Origin of the sequence: Brevibacillus sp. NSP2.1, assembly GCF_000470975.2 — a bacterium.
In the GTDB taxonomy this organism is placed as follows: Bacteria; Bacillota; Bacilli; order Brevibacillales; family Brevibacillaceae; genus Brevibacillus; species Brevibacillus agri.
Genome location: NZ_CP048274.1, coordinates 719,999 through 742,209, shown reverse-complemented (window position 1 = coordinate 742,209; position 22,211 = coordinate 719,999). Strand labels below are relative to the sequence as shown.

Below are 22,211 nucleotides of genomic sequence, written 5' to 3'. Positions count from 1 at the left end.
CCCCTCTCCTGCATAGCTTTCAGTCATACTGCTTGTTTCTGTTCACATTATTTCACACAAAAATAATAATCTTAATATTTCAAACAAACAAAAAACAGCCCGTTCCTTTGTCTATCGCAGACAAATCGAGCTGTTTTGCGCTTCTTTTATGGCAATAGCTTCCTGGCCTTCAGCGCCAGATGGAAATTCAATCTTTCCTCAGGCTTTTTAAATGGATCAAACCCGAGAATCTCCTTCGCTTTTTCAATCCGGTATTTGACCGTATTGGGATGTACGAACAACCGCTTTGCGACATCTGTAAAGATTTCCTTTTCATCCAGATACGCTTCCACCGTCTTTACGAGATCCGTTTGATTTTTGGCATCATATTGATAGAGCTGATCGAGCAGCCCCGTTGTAAACTGGTCTAACAACTTGCCGGATATTTCCCCCAGAATCCCGAATACACCCAGCTCATTCACTGCTGTAATACTGCCTGTCCCAAACATTTTGCAGCCGAGCTCAAGAGCTTGCAGCGCTTCCCTGTAGCTTTGGTCCAAATTCAACGGCGACGGATAAAAACCGCCGATCCCAGCAGATGCGCGGGCTTTGCCGCTTCCCGCTTCGATAGCATCTTTTAAGAGGACCGCAAGATTTTTCGCCTCTTGTTGCGAATGTTGCTTGTCAAATTGCCTGTCAAAATGAATGAAAATGACCAACATGTCCCCCTTTACCACAAAATTGCATTTGGGAGCATGCTGATTGATTGTTGACCGGACCGCCGCGTGGATGCGGCTTTCCAATTTACCCATCTCTTTTTCAAGACCATCGCTGAAGTCAAAACGCATGACCAGCACCATATGTTTTTTCACCAGATTGAGCCCGACCGCTCTCGCTCTCTCGTACAAATCCTCTTCTCTAACATATTTCCCTTCGAACATTTCCGTCAAAAAGTCACTTCGCATTCGCCTTTTCGCTTCGGTAATCGCCCGCTGCTTGGCAATCTCCAGAGCGACCGCAGTAGAAGCGTGCGAGATAGCAATGAAATCAAGCTCTTGTAAGGGAGCCCCCATCTCTAAGGTAAAAATGTACCCCAGAGGATCGCTTATCACTCCTGCAGGCATAACGATCAGCCGTACAGACCGCCCCTCTATCTCAAACAAGCTGGAGTGAAACACCATCTCCATCGCAGAATCGTGTGTCCAGTTTCCAGCTTTATCAAACTGAATCCGCTCCGACATTTCTGTCATAAGCAAACACTTTTTTAAAAACGAATGTTCTGCCGCTTCTTTTGACCCTAAAGCCAAAATTTCGAACATATCGTCGGTAATCATTACCGGCTGCTTGATTAATCCGGTCAACGTCTTGGCAATCGCATTCACATCACCGCCATACAGTATGACACGGGTCATCTCCCGGTTAATCTCTTCCGATTGTTTCAACAACTGTGATTGCCGATTCAGGATCGTCCCCAACACGGCAGAAAAAACCGTAGCATAAGGCATCGCAGGAGGCAACAAAATGACAGGAAGGCCGGAAATATTCGCTGCCTCCACGATCGCCTTTTGCATGATCTTGTCAGCAATCATCGGATGAATCCCCAAAGCTGCTGCCCCGTTTTCAGCAAGCTTTTTAATCGTATTCACTTGTGCCTCCAGATCATCTTTCAAGCTGTGAAAGGTGGTCAGCACAAGCTCGCCTCCCAAAACCAAATGCTCCACTTCGGTTATGGGCATTTCCAAAACATTTACCTGATTGATGATCCTGTCCAAACCATCGAAACCGGCGATAACACGTAAACTTTGCAGCGCGTCCAACCGCAGCATCTCCTGCACCGTGATCCCCATTTTCGATCCTCCTCTCGGCCTAACCTTCCTAGAAGTAGATAAGGTACCTTTCCTGATTCGTTGATTAGACGAGCTTCACAAGATCATACTGTTTCGTAAGAGAGTGTTGCGGGCATTATTGTTTTTTCTAGCTCGTTCATTTCTAATTGGCTTCGTTTATGCATTTGTAAATCTGATCGAAATAGTCTTTATTATGAATAGTCGCATTTATTATATCATTTTGTATTTGGATTGACTTTTGGTAGTGATAGTGCCTTGTGCAGTCTGGGCATTTCGCTTGGGTTTCTGGATGACTTTGGACCTGAAAGGCGCGCTGTTTGGTAGCTGGTAAGGGCGGGGATGTTTTATGGAAAGGAGAAAGGAAAAAACGACTATTCCTTGATCGTTAAGAGAGTAGTCGCTCCTATTTATCGTTCCCTTACGGAGTTATCACCTGTCCAGTAATCGCATCAACAAATTGATCTCCCCGCCCCATTTGCGGACGATATACATACACCTGATTGATTAACCGCAATTCAAGCGGATGTACCTTCAGGTAATTCGCGGCTGCCTGCTCTGGGGAAATCAAGAGTTTTTTTCTATTCATTCTAACATTTAGAGGTGAAGATATTGCTTCACACTGTCGCCAATAAGTTCAGACGAAATTGATCCCTGTCCTACAGAGGGGGCCAGTCCCATAATGAACGGTTCTTATTTCAGTGTATCCCTCAAAATCTCGCATGTAAGCCCGTTGCTTCCGCTCGATCTTCACTAGACGTTTGCAATAACTGTCGTCCCGCACCAGCTTGATCTGCTCGAAGGAAGGGTTACCTTTCCCCCGTCCCATTCTATCTTCGCCTACTCTCCCCATTCATTCCCAGACCGAACTGATTATGTTCATCAGGCAAAGAAGCACATTTTCTTAATTTGTCCAGTCACCGCCGTATTTTGGTGAATACGCTTCACTGTGGAGGTGACAACATGAGTTCGAAAAAGGATGAGAGAAGTAAAAAGTACGAAATCCAAGTTGTGCATTCTACTCCGAACACAGGTTTAAGCAAGGAAGAAATCGAGCAGTGCTACCAGGACTTGCAGGATTTGAACGACGCTGCTTCGGCGTTTTTTCGAATCCCTGTGTTTTTTAGTCATCAAAATTTGTTTACGCTCGGTCCTCCACAGCCGCCGTTTACTATCCAACAGCAATTCGTGATTCGCATGTTCAAAGAAATCAAGAAAGAACTCCTCTTCCCGCGCACTTTGCCCAACACAGAACAATATCCGAATACTACACTGGAAAACATTCGTACGATGATTAACTCGAGTTATGGCATGGCTTCTGTCCTTCTACGACCAACGAGGGCCACGAAGAGGGAGAACCGTACTCGCCTTTTTGCAAATTGAACCTGCAATGGCTTATCAATACGGTCTACCATTGCTACTTGTGATTGAGGACGGGTTTCCGGCAGGCGGCATTTGGGGAGGGGCTGGTCAGCTCGCTCCGTTTACTCCCATCGTTTGGTTTTCTAGTTCTGTATCGGTAGATGATTTTTTTAAAAGCCCCCAGTGGAAATCCGCTCTGAAAAACTGGGCTGGGCAAGTTAGAAGCGGGTACTTTATACAGACAGGGCCTGCATTTCAGTATCGTTGTGATGACTGAAGATCGAGCCAGTTCATGCATAGCGAGACTTCGCTGTCAACGCAAAAAAGCCACCTCTGCAGGTGGCTTTTTTTATGTAGGTGGAGGCGGGGGGATTCGAACCCCCGTCCGAAAACAGCGATACATGAGCATCTCCGAGCGCAGTCACTCGTTTAGAGTTTCGGTGACAGATTCGCGGAGTGACGCGCTGACCTGGCACCTAGCCTGATTGGTCTTCTTCCTTTGGCTCCAGGCGGAAGCCTCCGGCGTAGCCCGTTAAAGTTGAGCCCTATCCACGGCACACGGGCCGATGCAGTGGGAGAGCCTCACTGGTTATTAAGCAGCGAGAGAAAGTTGTTTGTTGCCAGTTAATGGCGTTTGCGTTGGTGACGAGGTCCGCAACCCCCCGGCTCGCTTCTCATGCTCTACCATCCCCGTCGAATCCAGAACGCCCCCATGGTATAAGGTGAGAAAAAGCCTAGGTGAAGAGCCATTGATCCGCACCTAGACTGTTGTGTACAAAATGGTGTATTGCTTGCTGCCTATTTAATATAGCACAAGCGGCAGGCAAAACTCAACGTCGATTGCTGCCAGGCCTGCCAAAGCAAACCAGTTAGGCAGCGCTCAGGCCTTTTGGCGTTCGCGCAGGGCGCGCTCGACTTCGCGGGCAGCGTCCTTTTTCTTGAGGTCTTCGCGCTTGTCGTAGTTCTTCTTCCCTTTGACGAGTGCGAGCTCGACTTTGGCCCAGCCGCCTTTCAAATAAATGCTCAGCGGGACCAGCGAGTAGCCTCTTTCGCGAATCAGGCCGTTCAGCTTGAGGATTTCCAGCCGTCTCATCAACAGCTTGCGGGTACGCTCCGGCTCGTGGTTGAAACGGTTGCCCTGCTCGTACGGGCTGATGTGCACGTTGTACAGAAGCAGCTCGCCGTTTTGTACGCGAGCGAAGCTGTCCTTAAGCTGGACACGCGCGGCACGCACCGACTTGATCTCCGTACCGGTCAGGGCAATCCCTGCTTCGAATACTTGCTCGATGTGGTAATCGTGGCGCGCTTTTCGGTTTTGGGCGACTGTCTTGGTTCCGGCTTTATCTTTTGACATGGAGATCACCTCGCTTGTACGTACTGCGTTTCGTAACAGTTAGTCTAGCAAATTTTGCCCGCTGTGGCAAGACATTTGCCGGGTAACTGCCGCGTTTGCCGCATCTGCCCGATCGCAAACAGGAAACAGTCTCCCTGTTCAAGCTCGTCCCTGCCTGCTTGCCAGGGCCTCCCCTGTACGGAAAGCCCCCTTACACAACCGTTTAATTAACGCCGCTTCCGTTTCGCCTGGCTGACTACATTCTTGCGGCTTTTCTTTTTGGAGCGGACAAAATCTTCCCAGAAGCCCTTCTGCTGCTCTCCTTGGGCCTCTTCTCCACCCTGCCCAATCGGCAGGACGTCTTTGTTTCCAGTTGCTGGACCGGAAGCTGGGCCGCGCGAAGCTTTGTTCCCTTCGCCTTTGCGGCGATCCTTGTACTTCTGGCGGATTTCCGCCGGGTGCTTTTTGGCCTTTTGGCGATCTGGCCGCTCGGGACGGCCACCGCGGGAGCGATCCTGCTTGCCGCGAGTCGGCTTGCGACCTGTGCCCCGGCCGTCGATGACGCGCGGCGTGCGCTCGCGGCTGCCGCGGAATCCGGCTGCCTTGGTCATGCCGACGATCTCGAAGTCGATGGTGCGCTCATCCACGTTGACGTTCGCCACGCGGACCTGCACTACATCCCCGATGCGGTACTGCTTGCCCGTCCGCTCGCCTACCAGCGCGTACATTTTTTCGTGGTAATGATAGTAGTCGTCGGTCAGGAAGCTGATGTGCACCAGGCCCTCGATCGTGTTGGGCAGCTCCACAAACAGCCCGAACGAGGTCACACTGGAAATGACGCCCTCGAACTCCTCCCCGACGCGTTCCTTCATGAACTCGGCTTTTTTCAGGTCGTCTGTTTCGCGCTCGGCATCTACCGCCAGCCGCTCGCGCTGGGAGGCGTGCTCGGCGATAATCGGCATCTGCTCGGCCCAGTACGCCAGGCGCTTCTCCGACAGGTTGTTGCCCTGCTCGATCCACTCGCGAATGCGGCGGTGGACGATGAGGTCGGGGTAGCGGCGAATCGGCGACGTAAAGTGCGTGTAAAACTCGGTGGACAAGCCGTAGTGACCCAGACTTTCCGCGTCGTAGCGCGCTTGCTTCATGGAACGTAGCATGACCGTGCTGATGATAATCTCTTCCGGCGTGCCTTTTACCTCTTCCAAAAGCTGCTGCAGGGCGCGCGGGTGGACGGAGTTGCCCTTGCCGCGGATCGAGTAGCCGAAGTTGGTGATGAACTCCATGAAGGCCATCAGCTTTTCGGCGTTCGGGTCTTCGTGAATCCGGTACATAAACGGCTGCTTCATCCAGTGGAAATGCTCGGCCACTGTTTCGTTGGCCGCCAGCATAAATTCCTCAATGATCTGCTCCGCGATGGAGCGCGTGCGGAACCCGATGTCTGTCGGGGTGCCCTCATCGTTGACGTAAATTTTCGCTTCGCGGAAATCGAAGTCGATTGCGCCGCGCTGCATCCGTTTGGAACGCAACTTCAACGCCAGCTTCTCCATCTCCTGGAACATCGGGACGAGCTCGCTGTACTTCTCGATCAAGGCTTCGTCCTTGTCTTCCAGGATGCTGCGCACATCGGCATACGTCATGCGTTCGTTCGTGCGAATCACGCTGAGAAAAATATCGTACTTCACGAGTTGCGCGTTTTGGTCCATCTCCATGTCGCAGGAGATCGTCAGTCGGTCTACCTTTGGATTCAGACTGCATATCCCGTTGGACAAACGGTGCGGCAGCATCGGGATGACGCGGTCGACCAGATAGACGCTCGTGCCCCGGCGATACGCTTCGTTATCCAGAGCCGATTTTTCGCGGACGTAATAGCTGACGTCGGCAATATGCACACCGAGCCTGACATTGCCGTTTTCCAGCACTTCGAGCGAAACGGCGTCGTCCAGGTCCTTGGCGTCTGCTCCGTCGATGGTGACCATCATCCGGTCGCGCAGGTCGCGGCGTCCCTTGATCTCCTCTTCCGAAATCTCGTCCGGCGCCGCTTCTGCCTCGGCCAGCACATCCTCCGGAAATGCTTCCGGCAGGTTGAACTTGCGGATAATGGACAAAATGTCCACACCCGGATCGTTTTTATGCCCCAGAATTTCTACGATCTCTCCCTCGGGATTGACCCGTCCTTCCGGGTAGCGGACGATGTTGGCGACGACCTTGTGGCCGTCTACCGCTCCGTTATATGCGTTTTTCGGGATAAAAATATCTTTGCCGATCCGTTTCTCATCCGGAATCACAAACGCGTAGTACGTCTCATCCTTGAACGTCCCCACAACCTGGGTCATGCCCCGTTCGACGACGCGAATAATTCGCCCTTCCAGGCGATTGCCGCCCGCTTCCTTCTCGACACGCACGAGCACGGTGTCGCCGTGAATCGCTCCATTCATGTCGTTGGCGTGGACGTATATATCTTCCATGTCAGGCGTTTCCGGAATAATAAATCCGAAGCCTTTTGGATGGCTTTGCAGACGCCCGCGCACCAGGTTCATTTTTTCCGGCACGCCGTATCGGTTCGCACGCGTGCGAATTACCTCGCCGCTTGCTTCCAGTGCGTTCAGCGTTTTCACCAGCTCCTTGAAGGAAGCCGAGTCCTTGAGCTCAAACGCTTCCTCCAGCTCCTTCACCGTCATAGGGTGATAAGCTTGCTCCCGCATGAACGCGAGTATCTTTTCTTGATCTGTCATTCACAAACCTCCTTTTTTCGCGTGGCTCTACCGCGCTCCTCCATTTATCCATTACTATGTAGTATTCACCGTTCATCTACATCGCAATCGGAATAGCGAAAAAGACAGCAAGTCGCACTCGCTGTCTTTCGGCTATTCGTCTATTACGCTCCTGTTTTCAAGAAATATCCGAGCAAAATCGCAAAAATCATGAAAGCAACCGCAAACACAACGGTCAGTTTCCCTAAAAGTGCGTCAATCCCACGGGCTTTTTGCTTGCCCATCAGTTGCTCTGCACCGCCACCAATCGCTCCCGAAAGGCCGGCACTTTTTCCAGATTGCAGCAACACGACGATAATTAAGCCAATACTTGCGATCACAAGTAAAATTTTCGCAGCCAATGCCATCTTCATTCACCTCAAAACGGATTTCCAAGGCGGTAAAAAACCAATATAAACACTTTATCATACTTGTCAGGTAACAGCAACCCGCTATCCCTTCCATTATATATAAACCAAACTACCATGAAATAATATTTGCCTGTTTTACGCACAATATAAGCGACAATACTAGAAAAGATTGTTTACACAAAATTGGCAAATTGTGTACTTTCTTTGTCTGTTTGGCCGTCGCCTTGCAACTGTCAAGATTTTGCCGTAAAATTGCAGTTGAACCTTTATTATTTGCTTCGGGAGGTCTTTGTCAATGGCTGGGTCCAACAAAAAAGACATGAATCAAAACGACGTAATTGATTCCGCGAAGGCCTTTTTCACTTCGTTTGGTATCTTGTTTCTAGTTTTTCTCATTGCACTCGTAGGATCGATTATTTTCCCACCAAAACATGGAGAAGAAGCGCAAGGTGGCGGTGCACCTACTGCCAACATTGATGCTGAAGCTATTTTCAAGCAAAACTGTGCTTCCTGTCATGGACAAAATCTGGAGGGGATCGCTGGTCCGAACCTGACTAAAGTCGGGGCAACTCTCAGCGCTGAAGACATCGCCAAAATTATCAAAGAAGGTAAAGGCGGCATGCCTCCAGGAATGCTGAAAAAACAACCGGAAATTCAAGCGGTTGCACAATGGCTGTCGGAGCATAAATAAGTACATAGATAGCCTGTATTGGAGAAACACCGGAGACTCGTCCTCTTCGGTGTTTTCCCGTTGATGGGAGGATTTTTGCATGAGTACCGTCATGGAGATTGAAGCTTTGGGCAAAAAAGTCCTCTCGCCCTCCGGCCACTGGCTTTTCCACGACCTGAACGCGATCATCCCGGAACCTGCCATTATCGGAATCCTTGGAAAATCGGGGCAGGGAAAAAGCACGCTGCTGCGCATTCTCGGTCGTCTTTTGCCGCCAGACAGCGGTACGGTCCGGCTCGCGCAAAAAGAAATGACCCAGTGGGAGAGCGGCGCCTGGCGCATGAAAGTGAGCTACGTCGCTCAGCAGGCGATCATGCTGCCGGGCACAGTGGAAGACAATTTGCGTACCGTAAGCGTGCTGCATCAGCGCTCATTCGATGAAAAGCTCGCTCGCGCCCTGTGCGAGCAGCTTCATTTGGAGCAGGTCGACTGGTCAAAGCCGGCCGACCAGCTTTCTGGCGGAGAAAAGCAACGGCTTGCCCTTATCCGCACCTTGCTACTGCAGCCGGACGTCCTTTTGCTGGACGAAGTGACGGCCTCGCTCGATACGGCCAGCAAACAGGCCACGGAGCAGTTGCTCGTCGATTTGCATGAGCAGTCAGGCACGACCATTCTCTGGGTCACGCATGATCTGGAGGAGGCCCGCAGCCGTTGTCAGCGCATCTGGTTTCTGGCGGAGCACCAACTACAGGCTGACCTGCCCAGCCACTCCTTTTTCCACGCGCCGCCCACGATACAAGCCCGCGACTTTTTGCAAAGCGCGCATGCGCACACAGCGAGAGAGGTGCACTCATGACCTATACATCCATCTGGATCGCCTTTGCCTTCGTATTGATCGCCCTCCTCCTCTCTCTATGGCAAAGGCTTGGGCTGGAAAAAGAAATCGCCATCGGCACGGTCCGTTCCACCTTGCAGTTGCTGGTCATCGGCTACGTGCTGCAGTTTGTTTTCCACGCGGACAGCCTGCTGTTCATCCTCTTGATTATCTCCATGATGATTGCGGTCGCCTCCTGGAACGCCGCCAGCAAAGGGAAAAAGCTGCGCGGCATTTTTTGGCGGATCGCGATTTCGCTTTCGATCACGGAGCTGGTCACCATGGGACTACTGGTAACACTCGGACTGGTCACGCCTACACCCCAGTACCTCATTCCCATGAGCGGCATGATTATCGGTAGCTCCATGATCGTTTGCAGCTTGTTCCTCTCCCATATGAACCGTGAAGTGGAAACTTCCCGTGGCGAGATCGAGACGCTGCTCTGCCTGGGTGCGACTCCCCGCCAGGCCGTTCAAGCGGTATTGAAGCGCGCCGTCAAAGCGAGCATGATCCCTACGTTTGACACGATGAAAACAATCGGGCTCGTTCAGCTTCCCGGAATGATGACCGGCATGATTATCGCTGGCGCAAGCCCGGTCGAAGCCGTCCGCTACCAAATTCTCATCATGCTCAGCTTCAGCTCCTCTGCCGCTGTCTCTGCTGTCCTCATCAGCATGCTGAGCTATCGGCTCTGGTTTACCCGCGACGCCATGCTTCACCACTAACTAAAAAAACGAATTTCCAGAAACTGTCGGTCATAATTCCGGCAGTTTTTTTCGTCTTTTGTAATGAAAGCGCACCTTGGTCGTCAAATTACAAGTAGAAAGCAAAAAGGTGGTTCAGCTATGGACAAAAACAACATCATTGAGCAATGGTTTCTGCGCTATAGCGACGACATCTACAAGTTTCTCGTCTACTATACCGGAAACAAAGACGTGGAAGATCTCGTCCAGGATGTATTCCTCAAGGCGCTGCGGTCACTGGAAACGTTTGAAGGCAGATCGCAACCGAAGACATGGCTGCTCACCATCGCCAGGCATACGGCAATCGACTTCGCCAGAAAACAACGATTTCGCAACTGGCTGCCGGACAGATGGCTCGCCAAAGTTCAATCCGAAGAAAAGACGCCAGAGGAGATTTTGCATTTGCACGACGAACAGCAAGCGCTGTACCATGCGCTGCGGCAAATGAAGCCCACCTATCGCGAGGTACTGATCCTTCGCGGGATCAAGGGACTATCCTCCAAGGAAACCGCTGAAATATTGGATTGGTCGGAAAGCAAGGTCAACGTCACCATGCATCGGGCCATGAAGGCGGTAAAAGAGCAGCTTTTGCAGGAAAGAAAGGGGATGGTAGGCGATGCGATTTAAAACAGATGAACAACTTTTAGAAGAAATGAAAGGACTGCCTGACATGAAAATGACCGAAGGAAAAAAACAAGCGATTTTGTCTACGATTCGTTCCACCGACGCGCATTCGCGCACTCAATCCGAACCGGTTGTGTCTGCCCGCCGCTTTTCCGGGCTGGGAAAAGGCTTGGCGATCTGCTCCGTGCTTGCCGCGACGATCTGGATGGGAGCAACCCTCATCAGCAACAATCAGCAGAGCGCACTGCCAGATCCGACCAACCAGACGCCCGGCTCGACATCTGCTTCGCCAGGGCCTGAAGCCGGCAAAGGAAATGCCGTAAACCCTGCACCTGTCACGCCACAATCCGAGCAGTTGCTGCCGCTGATCCGCACGGAAGCGGAAAAAGGCAAAGGGTTTACCGCACCGTACACCGTGGAAAACACCGTCTTCGACCAAGTCGAAAAAGACTGGGGCAAGCCAGACTATACCGATCAAGCCAACGGACTCACCTACTCCACCTATACGAAGCGCGGCGTCGTGTTCGGCTACAACAAAGGCATGCAGCTTGTCGACATCCGCACGACCGATCCCCGCTTGCATCAAATCCATTTGTCCGAAGTGGAAAAAGCGTGGGGCAAACCGAACCGCGTCAGCGAATTTGGCAATCAGACCATTTACACCTACGACGTGACAAGCAAATACCAGGTGAAGTTCATCTTCCAGGGCTTGAAGAGCGCAGGTGACACGAACCTCGTTCTCGTGAGATACAACGTCTACTACCCGCAAGGCAACAAAAACCTGATGCTGTACGGAAGCAACATCGACATGCTGCAAGACTTGCGCGAGCTGGCCAAAAACGGGCAGACGCTCGGCAGCGAGTATCGGGTAGAAAAAGACGTCTTTGACGAAATCGAAAAACAAATCGGCAAGCCTGATGTCGTCTCCTACGTCAACGGACTCACATACAATACGTACCAGGATCGCGGACTGGTCTTCGCCTTTAACAAAGGCATGCAAGTCGTCGATATTCGTTCCTACGACCCTCGCCTGCAAGCGATCACGCAAGCAGAGGTTTTGCAAGCATTGGGCAAGCCAAACAGCACCGCGACCGCAGCCGGGCAAACCATTTACACGTACAAGGTCACGCCGGACTACGAGCTGAAAATCGTCTTTTCCGGAACTGCGGGCAAACCGGAGAGCCTCTACATCGATCACGTGAACATTTACTACCCGCGGGGCACCGTCAACAACATGGCAGGGTAACCTCACAGAACAGAACGCAGCAACGTATGCAAACAGGCAAAAAGACAGGAGCAACTCGCCCCTGTCTTTTTTGTCTCTGCGCTTATTTGCCGATGATGTAGCCTTCCAGCTCATCCAGCACTTTGTTTGCCGCGATAACGCCGCCGGAAGTGTTCCAGATCGTGTCATCCACTTTGAACGCTTTGCCTGCTTTTACTACGTTCAGGTTTTTCCACAATGGATCGTTCGTCCATTCTTGCTCGATCTTGGACGCTTCGCCTTTTCCTGTCTCATACGTGAAGTAGAACATGATGTCGCCGTCCATCTCTGGAATGCGCTCTTTGGTTACTTCTGCTGCAAACTCTTCTTTGTCTTGGGAAGCTGGACGAGCCAGACCCAGGTCTTTGAAGATCGCGCCAGTGAAGGTGTCTTTATAGTAGATGCGAACTTTACCAGGCATGAAACGCACGACGGATACTTGCGTTTTCAGCTTGTCGCCCGCTTTTTCCTTGAACTCGGCTACGCGCTTGTTCCAGTCAGCGATGATTTTCTCGCCTTCCGCCTTTTTGTTGACAGCTTCTGCGTACAGGCTGAAGTTTGCTTTCCAGTCGCCGCGTGGCTCTTCTACGAACACGGTCGGAGCGATTGCGGACAGTTGTTGATAAATTTTTTCATGACGGAATTTCATACCGAGAATCAGATCAGGCTTCAGGGCAGCGATTGCTTCCAGGTTTGGCTGACCTTCTGTACCAACAGACTTGGTGCCTTCCAGGAAGGACTTGGTGAAATCGTAGAATTGAGTCGGATCATGAGCGGCACCAACAGCACCTACTGGCTTCACGCCAAGTGCCATCAAGGTTTCTGTCCCTTGGTTGGTCAGCATGACAACGCGCTGTGGTGTACCTTTAATGATTGTTTCGCCCATCGCGTGTTTGACTGTATAAGATTGCTCGGAACCTGCGGAATTGCCTGTAGCTTGTTCAGCAGGTTGTTGTTGTTCTGCAGGTTTTTGCTCAGTCGCCTGTTGATTGCCGCAACCAGTGACAATCAGCAAAAGCGCCATCAGCACGGCGAAGAACACTTTACCGCCTGCCGTACGGTATGTACGAGAAAACATGGTGCAAGGACCCCCTTACCTATTTGGCTAATTGAGAATGTAAATCAATAACACTGACTATCCTACCTTCATGCGAGGGTGATCGTCAAGTATAAATTGATAATGACTCTCAAAATCATTGACACATAGTCAGGCTGGCTCTACACTTACTATAGGGCAGGGTACGAAATGCCTACAGAACAACATGCATAGATAAGGATGTAGCCCTCATGAATGCTTTACTAGCAAGCCGTTTTCGCAAAATTCTAGGAGTGGCTATCGCCATTCTGCTGCTGGTTTACCTCAGCTATGCCAGTCTTGTGTTTGGCGTGATTGATACGAGCTGGCAAACAGCCATTGACGCCTATACCCATTTTAACGGAACAAACGAACATATTGTCATTAAAGAAGTTCGGGTGCCGCGCGTGCTGAATGCGCTGACGGTCGGCTTTTGTCTCGGCCTTGCAGGTACCCTGCTGCAATCGCTGACGAGAAACCCTGTGGCAGATGTTGAGCTGTTTGGACTGAACGCAGGCGCTTCTCTCTTTGTCGTTTTCGCCGTTACGTTTGTCGGAATCAGCTCGCTTACGGAGTTTACGTGGATTTCCTTTTTCGGAGCTGCCGTAGCCGGGTTCATCGTCTACCTGCTCGGCTCATTCGGCAGAGATGGCCTTACTCCCGTCAAGCTGGTGCTTGCAGGGGCAGCGATTACTGCCTTGGCTGCTTCCATCCGCCACGCGATGATGGTACTCAACGAAAAAGCTGCCGACGAGGTGCTTTTCTGGCTTGCTGGCTCTGTCGGCGGAAGAAAGCTGGAGTATTTGGCTACAGTCTTTCCATATATGATCTTCGCCTGGATCGCCGCTTTCCTGCTGGCCCGCCCCATTCAAACGCTGCTCATGGGCGACGATGTGGCAAAAGGTCTCGGCCAGCGCACTTTGCTCGTCAAGCTCTCAATCGGTGTCGTGATCGTCCTGCTCTCCGGCTGCGCAGTAGCTGTCGCTGGCCCGATCGGCTTCGTCGGACTGGTCACGCCGCATCTGGCCCGTTATCTTGTCGGAATCGAAACGCATTGGGTGCTGTTGTACAGCGGACTGCTCGGTTCGATCCTTTTGCTTTTGGCCGATATCGGCGCACGCTTTATCGCCATGCCTGCCGAAGTGCCAATTGGCGTCATGACCGCCCTGATCGGTGTTCCGTTCTTCATCTATGTCGCACGAAAGGGGCTGGATAAATAATGAAGCCATACCTGCCTCTGCGCTTTGGCAAACGGTTTTCTTTTCAGCTACATAAAAAAACGCTGCTGTATACAACCATCGCGCTGCTGCTTGCCCTGGCTGTGGCAGTCGTCAGTCTCGGAATGGGCGAGATGAAAATTGCGCCGCTGGATGTCGTCAAAGTCCTGCTCGGAATCGGTTCGGAAGAAAATGCGTTGGTTGTCCAGCAATTCCGGCTTCCGCGCATCCTGATTGCCGTCCTGGTGGGAGCAGCTTTGGCAGCGGCGGGCGCGATCATGCAAGGGATTATTCGCAACCCGCTCGCTTCGCCTGACGTGCTTGGCGTAGCCGGAGGCGCTTCGGTTGCCGCCGTAGGCTTTTTGCTTCTCTTTGAAACAGCGAGCATCAAATGGCTGCCTCCTACTGCCTTTTTGGGAGCAATGCTGACGACGTTTTTGCTTTATGCCCTGTCGTGGAAAAAAGGCGTCACGCCGCTGCGGCTCGTCATGATCGGTGTCGGAATCAAGATTGCGGCGGGTGCGCTCGTCACCATTCTGATTATGTTCAGCCCGTTTTTGCTGCAAAACAAAGCCTTGCTCTGGTTGACGGGAAGCATCTACGGCGTCGACTGGAACGATGTGTTCATGATCTTGCCGTGGGTCGTCATCCTGATTGCAGTCGCTGCCGTTCTCGCCCGCAGAGTCAACATCCAGCAGCTCGGCGACGATGTCGCGACGAGCCTGGGCAGCGCGCTGCAATGGGATCGTTTCCTTCTGCTCATGATCTGCGCCGCGTTGACCGGAACAGCCGTGTCCGTCGGAGGAGACATCAGCTTCGTCGCTTTGCTCGCGCCGCACATCGCCAAACAGCTAATCGGCCCGTCCTTTGGCGGTGCGCTCCCGCTGTCGGCGTTTCTCGGCGCCATCATCGTGCTCGCTGCCGATTTGATCGCGCGCACGGCCTTTTCTCCGATCGAGGTGCCTGTCGGGGTCTTCACCTCTGCGATCGGTGCTCCGTTTTTCATCTATTTGCTGTACAAAAACCGAAATCGCTAGCGAAAGGAGTTCTGCCCTCATGCAAGCTTTGGAAACCCGCAACCTCACCTTGTCCTACGGGGAACGCAACATCATCGAAGCACTCAACCTGAATATCCCGCGTGGAAAAATCACGGTTTTCATCGGCAGCAACGGCAGCGGCAAATCGACACTGCTGCGCTCGCTGGCTCGCCTGCTGAAGCCGAAGGAAGGAGCCATTTTGCTAGAGGGTGAATCAATCGCCAAGCGGTCTACGAAGGAAGTAGCAAAACGTTTGGCTATCCTCCCGCAAGGCCCAACCGCCCCGGAAGGCTTGACGATTCAGCAACTGGTCAAGCAGGGACGCTACCCTTATCAAAACTGGCTGCAGCAATGGTCAGAGGAAGACGAGCAAATGGTCGCAAAAGCACTGGCCGCTACCCAGCTTACCGAGCTGGCCAACCGCTCTGTCGACAGCCTCTCCGGCGGGCAGCGCCAGCGGGCCTGGATCGCCATGACACTGGCCCAGGGGACCGAAACGATTTTGCTCGATGAACCGACTACGTATCTGGACATGTCACACCAGATTGAAATCTTGGACCTGTTGTATGAGCTGAATCAAACGGAACAACGCACGATCATCATGGTCCTCCACGACCTGAATCTGGCATGCCGCTACGCGCACCATATCGTTGCCGTGCACAACCAGACCGTCGTGGCGGAGGGCGCACCGGAAGAAGTCCTGACTACCGACCTCGTGCGCACCGTGTTTGATATGGATTGCCAGATCACACTGGACCCGCTGTACGGGACACCGATGTGCATTCCGTACAGCAAGTGCCAGATTGGTACGCGCAGTGTGAAGACAAAAGAAAAAGTAGTCGCGATGTCGTAAACCGACAGCCGCTCCACAAGGACGGAACCTCTCGCACAGGTTCCGTCCTTTTTTATGCCAAAAGCAAAACAGAGCCGCAAATGCCTGTTGCCCGCATCACCTTGCATAAGGAAGCCAGCATAGGATCTTTCTGCACATGAAAAAAGCGGCCCTACGCATCACCTGCGCAGGTACCGCTTCTTTTGGCTGGCCTGTGGCCTTATTTTTTCAGGTTGTAGAATGCAGCGCGTCCGCCAAAACGGGAAGTGTCAGCCAGTTCGTCCTCGATGCGCAGCAATTGGTTGTACTTCGCTACGCGGTCGGTACGGGAAGGCGCACCTGTCTTGATTTGTCCCGCGTTGGTCGCTACAGCAATATCGGAGATGGTGGAGTCTTCGGTTTCGCCGGAGCGGTGGGAAATAACGGCTGTGTAGCCAGCACGCTTCGCCATTTCAATCGCTTCAAAAGTCTCTGTCAGGGTACCGATCTGGTTTACTTTCACCAGGATGGAGTTACCTGTAGCAGACTCGATACCGCGCGCCAGACGCTCGGTGTTGGTTACGAACAGGTCGTCGCCCACGAGCTGTACTTTGCTGCCCAGCTTGTCAGTCAGCGCTTTCCAGCCATCCCAGTCGTCTTCGGACAAGCCGTCTTCGATGGAGATGATCGGGTATTTGTTTACCAGGTCTTCGTAGAACGCGATCATTTCTTCGGTTGTTTTCACAACGCCTTCGCCTTCGAAGTGGTATTTGCCGTCTTTGAACATTTCGGTCGCTGCTACGTCCAGCGCGAGGAACACGTCTTTGCCCGGCTCGTAGCCAGCAGCCTTGATCGCATCCAGAATGGTCGTGATCGCTTCTTCGTTGGACTTCAGGTTTGGAGCGAAGCCGCCCTCATCGCCTACTGCTGTGCTCAGACCTTTGTCATGCAGCACTTTTTTCAGGGAGTGGAAAATTTCCGCGCCCATGCGCAGCGCTTCCTTGAAAGACTCTGCGCCTACTGGCATAACCATAAATTCCTGGATGTCTACTGTGTTGTCTGCGTGCTTGCCGCCGTTTAAGATGTTCATCATCGGAACTGGCAATGTTCTTGCGTTGAAACCGCCCAAGTAGTTGTAGAGAGGCACTCCGAGGGAGTCAGCAGCAGCGCGTGCTACCGCCATGGAGACGCCGAGGATCGCGTTTGCGCCCAGCTTGCCTTTGTTGTGCGTGCCGTCGAGCTGGATCATCGCCATGTCGATGCCTACCTGATCCAGAGCATCCATGCCGATCAGCTCAGGAGCAATGATTTCGTTGACGTTTTCTACGGCTTTCAGTACGCCTTTGCCCAGGTAGCGGGCTTTGTCGCCATCGCGAAGCTCAACCGCTTCATAGGCACCTGTGGACGCTCCGGATGGAACTGCTGCACGGCCCATCGAGCCGTCTTCGAGATATACTTCCACTTCCACGGTTGGATTACCGCGGGAGTCCATAATTTCGCGTGCATAAATGTCAGTAATCATTGCCATTTCTCGATCCATCTCCTTTTAGTATGCGAGGTGCCCCGCAAGTATTTGTATGGCATCTAGTCACCTATCAGTGTGTCCTAGAGCGGGCTATTTTGCAAGTAACGATTTGCCTGTCATTTCCACTGGCTGCTCGGCTCCCAGCAGGTCGAGCAAGGTCGGAGCCAGATCGGCCAAAATACCGTCTTCTCGCAGCTTCTCTCCTGCTTTGGTCACAATCACAGGCACGGGATACGTGCTGTGCGAGGTGATCGGACGCCCTTCCTCATCCAGCATCAGATCGGCGTTGCCGTGGTCGGCTGTAATGACAGCCACGCCTCCTTTGGCGAGAATCGCGTCAACTACGCGGCCCAGGCATGCGTCAACGGTTTCGACGGCCTTGATCGTCGGCTCCATTTTCCCGGAGTGGCCGACCATGTCGCAGTTGGCGAAGTTGAGAATGATCGCGTCGAAGTTCTCCGCTTCAATCTCTGCGACAACCGCATCGGTCAGCTCGGGAGCGCTCATTTCCGGCTGAAGGTCGTAGGTTGCCACTTTTGGCGAAGGAATCAGGATGCGGGTCTCGCCTGGGAACTCCTGCTCGCGCCCGCCGCTAAAGAAGAAAGTCACGTGCGGATATTTCTCCGTCTCGGCGATGCGCAGTTGCTTCAATCCGTGCTGCGAAAGCACTTCTCCCAATGTGTTGTCCAGATTGGAAGGCTTGTAGGCCACATACCCGTTCACCGTCTCGGAAAAATGGGTCAGGCAGACAAAGTGCAGATCGCGCGGGCGTCCCTCGCCGCGATCAAAGCCGCGGAAGTCCTCGTTCGTAAATGCTTGCGAAATTTGGATCGCCCGGTCAGGACGGAAGTTGTAAAAGATGATCGAGTCGCCGCTTTCGATCTTCGCCACCGGCTTGTCGTCTTCGCCGACAATCACTGTCGGCATGACAAATTCGTCCATGATCGACTTTTCGTAGGACTCTTTGACCGCCTGGATCGGATCGCGGTAAGCGGGAGCATCCGCATACACCATGGCGCGATACGCTTTTTCGATGCGCTCCCAGCGTTTGTCCCGGTCCATCGCGTAGTAGCGGCCCTGCACCGTTGCGATTTTGCCTACGCCGATTTCCGCAATCTTCGCTTGCAGTTGCTCAATGTAGCCAACGGCGCTGTCCGGCGATACGTCGCGGCCGTCGAGAAAGCCGTGAATGTAGACGCGGTCAAAATCTTGCCGCTTGGCCAGCTCCAAAATCGCGTACAAATGCTCGATATGGCTGTGCACGCCGCCGTCGGACAATAGCCCGAACAGGTGGAGCTGCTTGTTGTTTTGCTTCGCGTGCTCGAAGGCAGCTACCAATGTTTCGTTTTCAAAAAAGGCGCCTTCGCGAATCGACTTGGTGATGCGGGTCAAATCTTGATAGACGACACGGCCTGCACCGATGTTCAGATGTCCTACCTCGGAGTTCCCCATTTGCCCTTCCGGCAATCCGACAGCCAGTCCACTCGCTTCCAGCGTCGCATGGGGGTATTCGTTCCAGAAACGGTCAAAGTTCGGTTTGTTCGCTTGCGCTACCGCGTTGCCGTACGTTTCGCTGCGCAAGGCAAAGCCATCCAGAATCAACAGCGCTACCGGCTTTGGTCTTTGTGCCATCTGTTTCTCCTCCTCCTATCGCTTGGCCGCACCTGCCACAAGCTGCAAGTAGCTGTCCGCAGCCAGGCTCGCTCCGCCGACCAGCGCACCGTCGATATCCGGCTGCGCCATGTAGCTGGCGATGTTTTCCGGCTTGACGCTGCCGCCGTACTGAATACGCACGGCTTCCGCTGTCGCCTGGCCGAAGCGCTCCGCGACCACGCTGCGGATCAACGAAATCGTCTCGTTGGCATCCTCGGCAGTCGAGGACTTGCCTGTGCCAATCGCCCAGATCGGTTCGTAGGCGATGATGCTTTTTCCCACCTGCTCGGCTGTCAGGCCCGCAAACGCCCCTTCCGTCTGCGTGCGCACAACTTGAGCAGTTTCGCCTGCTTCCCGCTGCTCCAGGCTTTCGCCGACACACACGATCGGCACCAGACCTGCCGCAAGCGCAGCTACGACTTTTTGATTCACGCTCTCATCTGTTTCATTGAAGTATTGGCGACGCTCGGAATGGCCGAGAATCACGTACTCCACGCCGATTTCCTTCAGCATCGCCGCGCTGATTTCCCCGGTGTATGCACCCTGCTCGGCAAAATGCATGTTTTGCGCGCCAACGGCAATATCTGTGCCGGCAAACGCCTCTTTCAAGGCAGCCAAAGCTGTAAATGGCGCGCAAATGACTTTTTGTACCCCGGAAGTGCTGTTGCCAGCCTTGGCTTCTTCCGCAAACGCCTTCGCCTCGGCAATCGTCTTGAACATCTTCCAGTTCCCCGCGATAATTGGTGTCCGCATGCAAACTCCCCCGCTTCGCTCTTATTCGTGATCTGCCAGCACAGCTACGCCTGGCAGCTCCTTGCCTTCCATAAATTCCAGCGACGCCCCGCCACCTGTAGAAATGTGGGTCATCTGCTCGGCTACGCCCGCTTTTTCCACCGCAGCCACGGAGTCTCCGCCGCCGATGATGGTCGTACCCGCGCACGCTTCCATCGCTTTGGCGACGCCGATTGTGCCTTCTGCAAAAGCGTCCATTTCAAACACGCCCATCGGTCCGTTCCAAACGACCGTTTTGGACTCGACAATCACGCTACGGTATTGTTCCACTGTTTTTGGCCCGATATCGAGCGCCATCCAGCCATCCGGAATCGCATCGATGGAAACGACTTTTTTCTCCGCGTCAGCCGCAAAGCGGTCTGCCACAACGACGTCGACTGGCATCAAAAGCTCGACGCCGCGCTCTTTTGCCTGCTCCATCAAGCTACGAGCCAGATCGAGCTTGTCATCCTCGCACAGCGATGCGCCGATGCCATAGCCTTGTGCCTTGAGGAATGTATTTGCCATGCCGCCGCCGATAATCAAGTGGTCAACCTTGGTCAACAAGTTCTCAATCACAGCAATTTTATCTTTTACTTTTGCGCCGCCGACGATTGCCGTAAATGGACGCTCTGGCTTGGACAAGGCTCCGCCCAGGAAGCGAATTTCCTTTTCCATCAACAGCCCCGCTACAGCCGGTATGTATTGGGCAATTCCCGCTGTGGAAGCGTGTGCCCGGTGTGCTGCCCCAAAAGCGTCATTGACAAACAGATCGGCCAGCGCCGCAAAGCTTTTTGCCAGTTCCGGATCGTTCTTTTCTTCTCCCGCATGGAAGCGCACGTTTTCGAGCAGGATCACGTCTCCGTTTTCCATGCGCCCGACTGCCGCTTCTACGTCTGCCCCTATGGAATCATCCAGCTTGCGCACTTCCTTGTCCAAAAGCGAAGACAGGTGGGAAGCGACAGGAGTAAGACGCATCTCTTCCACTACTTGCCCCTTCGGACGGCCAAAATGGCTTGCCAGAATTACTTTGGCCCCTTTTTCCATCAGGAAACGGATAGTTGGCACAGCAGCGCGAATGCGAGTATCATCGGTAATTTTCCCGTCCTGCATCGGCACGTTAAAGTCGACACGGCAAAATACGCGCTTGCCTGCCAGCTCAACATCGCGGATAGATTTCTTGTTCATGAACGATCCTCCCAAATCATTGGCTTTTTATTCGGAAAAAACATATGGGAAAAGGGAGATTGCTCTCCCTTTTTCACAACAGTTCTATTTTACGTGTTACAAGCCGCGCTGTGCAACAAAATGACACAAGTCTACGACACGATTGGAATAACCCCACTCGTTATCGTACCAGGAAACGACTTTCACCATGTTTCCTTCCAGGACCATCGTGGACAGCGCATCGATTGTGGAGGACGCCGGGTTGCCGTTGTAGTCGGAAGAGACGAGCGGAGCTTCGGAGTAGCCCAGGATGTTTTTCATCGGACCCTCTGCCGCTTCCTTCAGCGCGTTGTTGATCTCTTCTACCGTAACATCGGTTTTCAGCTCGGCTACCAGGTCGACAACCGACACGTTTGGAGTCGGTACGCGCATCGCGAAGCCGTTCAGCTTGCCTTTCAGCTCAGGCAGCACGAGTGCCACTGCTTTTGCTGCCCCTGTGGAGGTAGGGATAATGTTTTCCGCAGCAGCGCGGGCACGGCGCAAGTCTTTGTGCGGCAGGTCGAGAATTTGCTGGTCGTTGGTGTAGGAATGCACGGTGGTCATCAGACCGCGCACGATTCCGAACTTGTCGTTCAGCACTTTGGCAAACGGCGCCAGGCAGTTGGTTGTGCAGGACGCGTTGGAGATGACGGTGTGCTTCGCCGGATCGTATTTGTCCTCGTTTACGCCCATGACGATCGTAATGTCTTCATTCGTAGCAGGAGCAGAAATGATGACTTTTTTCGCTCCGCCCTCCAGGTGCTTCGCCGCATCTTCGCGCTTGGTGAATCGGCCTGTAGACTCAACGACGATCTCTACTCCGTAGTCGGCCCATTTCAGTTGGGCAGGATCGCGTTCAGCGAGAACCTTGATTTCTTTTCCGCCCACGATCAGCGTGTTTTCGCCCGCTTCTACAGGCAGGTCCAGCACACCGTGCACGGAATCGTATTTGAGCAGATGAGCGAGCGTTTGCGCGTCAGTCAAATCGTTTACGGCTACGATTTCTACATTCGGATTGCTGAGTGCTGCGCGGAACACGTTGCGACCAATTCGTCCAAAACCGTTAATCCCTACTTTTACCATGAGAAAAAACCTCCTGCTC

19 protein-coding genes and 1 other RNA gene are annotated in these 22,211 nt (G+C 53.0%); 9 read left to right on the top strand and 11 right to left on the bottom strand.

Annotation, left to right across the window (positions count from 1 at the left end):
• Positions 1-146 precede the first annotated feature (146 nt).
• Positions 147-1,826, bottom strand: coding sequence for a PucR family transcriptional regulator (locus M655_RS03635; protein WP_026558087.1), 1,680 nt, complete (start codon positions 1,824-1,826; stop codon positions 147-149).
• A 960-nt stretch (positions 1,827-2,786) separates the two neighbouring features.
• Here M655_RS03635 and M655_RS03630 point away from each other — a divergent pair.
• Positions 2,787-3,206, top strand: a complete 420-nt coding sequence (locus tag M655_RS03630) for a hypothetical protein (protein WP_260507610.1) — start codon at positions 2,787-2,789, stop codon at positions 3,204-3,206.
• A gap of 334 nt (positions 3,207-3,540) precedes the next feature.
• On the opposite strand, the gene ssrA is transcribed toward M655_RS03630, so the two are convergent.
• The 4 genes from ssrA to secG form a co-directional block, all read right to left on the bottom strand.
• Positions 3,541-3,897, bottom strand: a transfer-messenger RNA (tmRNA) gene (ssrA, locus tag M655_RS03625).
• Between the two features lie 168 nt (positions 3,898-4,065).
• Positions 4,066-4,539, bottom strand: a complete 474-nt coding sequence (smpB, locus tag M655_RS03620; RefSeq protein WP_005826964.1) for an SsrA-binding protein SmpB — start codon at positions 4,537-4,539, stop codon at positions 4,066-4,068.
• Positions 4,540-4,745: 206 nt separating this feature from the next.
• On the bottom strand, positions 4,746-7,250 hold the full coding sequence (gene rnr / locus M655_RS03615) for a ribonuclease R (RefSeq protein WP_025849014.1): 2,505 nt from the start codon (positions 7,248-7,250) through the stop codon (positions 4,746-4,748).
• A gap of 143 nt (positions 7,251-7,393) precedes the next feature.
• A complete protein-coding gene (gene secG / locus M655_RS03610; RefSeq protein WP_003843341.1) occupies positions 7,394-7,636 on the bottom strand; it encodes a preprotein translocase subunit SecG in 243 nt (80 codons plus the stop codon).
• A gap of 298 nt (positions 7,637-7,934) precedes the next feature.
• Between secG and M655_RS03605 the strand changes: the two genes are divergently transcribed.
• The 5 genes from M655_RS03605 to M655_RS03585 all read left to right on the top strand — a co-directional run bounded on the left by M655_RS03605 (position 7,935) and on the right by M655_RS03585 (position 11,796).
• Positions 7,935-8,330, top strand: a complete 396-nt coding sequence (locus M655_RS03605; protein WP_005826958.1) for a YqzM family protein — start codon at positions 7,935-7,937, stop codon at positions 8,328-8,330.
• 79 nt (positions 8,331-8,409) lie between these two features.
• The gene (locus tag M655_RS03600; RefSeq protein WP_005826956.1) at positions 8,410-9,165 is read left to right on the top strand and encodes an ABC transporter ATP-binding protein; all 756 of its coding nucleotides are present in this window, start codon (positions 8,410-8,412) and stop codon (positions 9,163-9,165) included.
• On the top strand, positions 9,162-9,908 hold the full coding sequence (locus M655_RS03595; protein ID WP_026558088.1) for an ABC transporter permease: 747 nt from the start codon (positions 9,162-9,164) through the stop codon (positions 9,906-9,908). The genes M655_RS03600 and M655_RS03595 overlap by 4 nt, the downstream gene beginning before the upstream one ends.
• Before the next feature lie 120 nt (positions 9,909-10,028).
• Positions 10,029-10,553 (top strand): RNA polymerase sigma factor, encoded by a 525-nt coding sequence (locus M655_RS03590; RefSeq protein WP_005826952.1) that lies wholly within the window; start codon positions 10,029-10,031, stop codon positions 10,551-10,553.
• Positions 10,543-11,796, top strand: coding sequence for a YjgB family protein (locus tag M655_RS03585; RefSeq protein WP_026558089.1), 1,254 nt, complete (start codon positions 10,543-10,545; stop codon positions 11,794-11,796). The genes M655_RS03590 and M655_RS03585 overlap by 11 nt, the downstream gene beginning before the upstream one ends.
• Before the next feature lie 82 nt (positions 11,797-11,878).
• Here the strand turns inward: M655_RS03585 and M655_RS03580 are convergent, their stop codons facing one another.
• Positions 11,879-12,892 carry an ABC transporter substrate-binding protein gene (locus tag M655_RS03580; protein ID WP_026558090.1) on the bottom strand — a complete coding sequence of 338 codons (1,014 nt, stop codon included), beginning with the start codon at positions 12,890-12,892 and terminating at the stop codon, positions 11,879-11,881.
• A gap of 209 nt (positions 12,893-13,101) precedes the next feature.
• On the opposite strand from M655_RS03580, the gene M655_RS03575 reads away from it, so the two are divergent.
• From M655_RS03575 to M655_RS03565, 3 genes are read left to right on the top strand one after another with little or no spacing between them, the layout of a single operon-like run.
• On the top strand, positions 13,102-14,109 hold the full coding sequence (locus M655_RS03575) for a FecCD family ABC transporter permease (RefSeq protein WP_005826946.1): 1,008 nt from the start codon (positions 13,102-13,104) through the stop codon (positions 14,107-14,109).
• Positions 14,109-15,143, top strand: a complete 1,035-nt coding sequence (locus M655_RS03570) for a FecCD family ABC transporter permease (protein WP_005826945.1) — start codon at positions 14,109-14,111, stop codon at positions 15,141-15,143. Before M655_RS03575 ends, M655_RS03570 begins: the two co-directional genes overlap by 1 nt.
• Before the next feature lie 19 nt (positions 15,144-15,162).
• Positions 15,163-15,996 (top strand): ABC transporter ATP-binding protein, encoded by an 834-nt coding sequence (locus M655_RS03565; protein ID WP_026558091.1) that lies wholly within the window; start codon positions 15,163-15,165, stop codon positions 15,994-15,996.
• Positions 15,997-16,195: 199 nt separating this feature from the next.
• On the opposite strand, the gene eno is transcribed toward M655_RS03565, so the two are convergent.
• The 5 genes from eno to gap form a co-directional block, all read right to left on the bottom strand.
• Positions 16,196-17,482, bottom strand: coding sequence for a phosphopyruvate hydratase (eno, locus tag M655_RS03560; RefSeq protein WP_026558092.1), 1,287 nt, complete (start codon positions 17,480-17,482; stop codon positions 16,196-16,198).
• Between the two features lie 87 nt (positions 17,483-17,569).
• Positions 17,570-19,111: a 2,3-bisphosphoglycerate-independent phosphoglycerate mutase gene (gpmI, locus tag M655_RS03555; protein WP_025848995.1), complete on the bottom strand. Its 1,542-nt coding sequence runs from the start codon at positions 19,109-19,111 to the stop codon at positions 17,570-17,572.
• Positions 19,112-19,126: 15 nt separating this feature from the next.
• A complete protein-coding gene (gene tpiA, locus M655_RS03550; protein ID WP_005826937.1) occupies positions 19,127-19,885 on the bottom strand; it encodes a triose-phosphate isomerase in 759 nt (252 codons plus the stop codon).
• A gap of 21 nt (positions 19,886-19,906) precedes the next feature.
• On the bottom strand, positions 19,907-21,091 hold the full coding sequence (locus tag M655_RS03545) for a phosphoglycerate kinase (protein ID WP_005826935.1): 1,185 nt from the start codon (positions 21,089-21,091) through the stop codon (positions 19,907-19,909).
• Positions 21,092-21,187: 96 nt separating this feature from the next.
• Positions 21,188-22,192: a type I glyceraldehyde-3-phosphate dehydrogenase gene (gap, locus tag M655_RS03540; RefSeq protein WP_005826932.1), complete on the bottom strand. Its 1,005-nt coding sequence runs from the start codon at positions 22,190-22,192 to the stop codon at positions 21,188-21,190.
• Positions 22,193-22,211 lie beyond the last annotated feature (19 nt).

Coding starts and splice junctions, on each gene's coding strand:
- M655_RS03635 (WP_026558087.1), bottom strand. CDS start 1,826: ATGGGGATCACGGTGCAGGAGATGCTGCGGTTGGACGCGCTGCAAAGT.
- M655_RS03630 (WP_260507610.1), top strand. CDS start 2,787: ATGAGTTCGAAAAAGGATGAGAGAAGTAAAAAGTACGAAATCCAAGTT.
- smpB (WP_005826964.1), bottom strand. CDS start 4,539: ATGTCAAAAGATAAAGCCGGAACCAAGACAGTCGCCCAAAACCGAAAA.
- rnr (WP_025849014.1), bottom strand. CDS start 7,250: ATGACAGATCAAGAAAAGATACTCGCGTTCATGCGGGAGCAAGCTTAT.
- secG (WP_003843341.1), bottom strand. CDS start 7,636: ATGGCATTGGCTGCGAAAATTTTACTTGTGATCGCAAGTATTGGCTTA.
- M655_RS03605 (WP_005826958.1), top strand. CDS start 7,935: ATGGCTGGGTCCAACAAAAAAGACATGAATCAAAACGACGTAATTGAT.
- M655_RS03600 (WP_005826956.1), top strand. CDS start 8,410: ATGAGTACCGTCATGGAGATTGAAGCTTTGGGCAAAAAAGTCCTCTCG.
- M655_RS03595 (WP_026558088.1), top strand. CDS start 9,162: ATGACCTATACATCCATCTGGATCGCCTTTGCCTTCGTATTGATCGCC.
- M655_RS03590 (WP_005826952.1), top strand. CDS start 10,029: ATGGACAAAAACAACATCATTGAGCAATGGTTTCTGCGCTATAGCGAC.
- M655_RS03585 (WP_026558089.1), top strand. CDS start 10,543: ATGCGATTTAAAACAGATGAACAACTTTTAGAAGAAATGAAAGGACTG.
- M655_RS03580 (WP_026558090.1), bottom strand. CDS start 12,892: ATGTTTTCTCGTACATACCGTACGGCAGGCGGTAAAGTGTTCTTCGCC.
- M655_RS03575 (WP_005826946.1), top strand. CDS start 13,102: ATGAATGCTTTACTAGCAAGCCGTTTTCGCAAAATTCTAGGAGTGGCT.
- M655_RS03570 (WP_005826945.1), top strand. CDS start 14,109: ATGAAGCCATACCTGCCTCTGCGCTTTGGCAAACGGTTTTCTTTTCAG.
- M655_RS03565 (WP_026558091.1), top strand. CDS start 15,163: ATGCAAGCTTTGGAAACCCGCAACCTCACCTTGTCCTACGGGGAACGC.
- eno (WP_026558092.1), bottom strand. CDS start 17,482: ATGGCAATGATTACTGACATTTATGCACGCGAAATTATGGACTCCCGC.
- gpmI (WP_025848995.1), bottom strand. CDS start 19,111: ATGGCACAAAGACCAAAGCCGGTAGCGCTGTTGATTCTGGATGGCTTT.
- tpiA (WP_005826937.1), bottom strand. CDS start 19,885: ATGCGGACACCAATTATCGCGGGGAACTGGAAGATGTTCAAGACGATT.
- M655_RS03545 (WP_005826935.1), bottom strand. CDS start 21,091: ATGAACAAGAAATCTATCCGCGATGTTGAGCTGGCAGGCAAGCGCGTA.
- gap (WP_005826932.1), bottom strand. CDS start 22,192: ATGGTAAAAGTAGGGATTAACGGTTTTGGACGAATTGGTCGCAACGTG.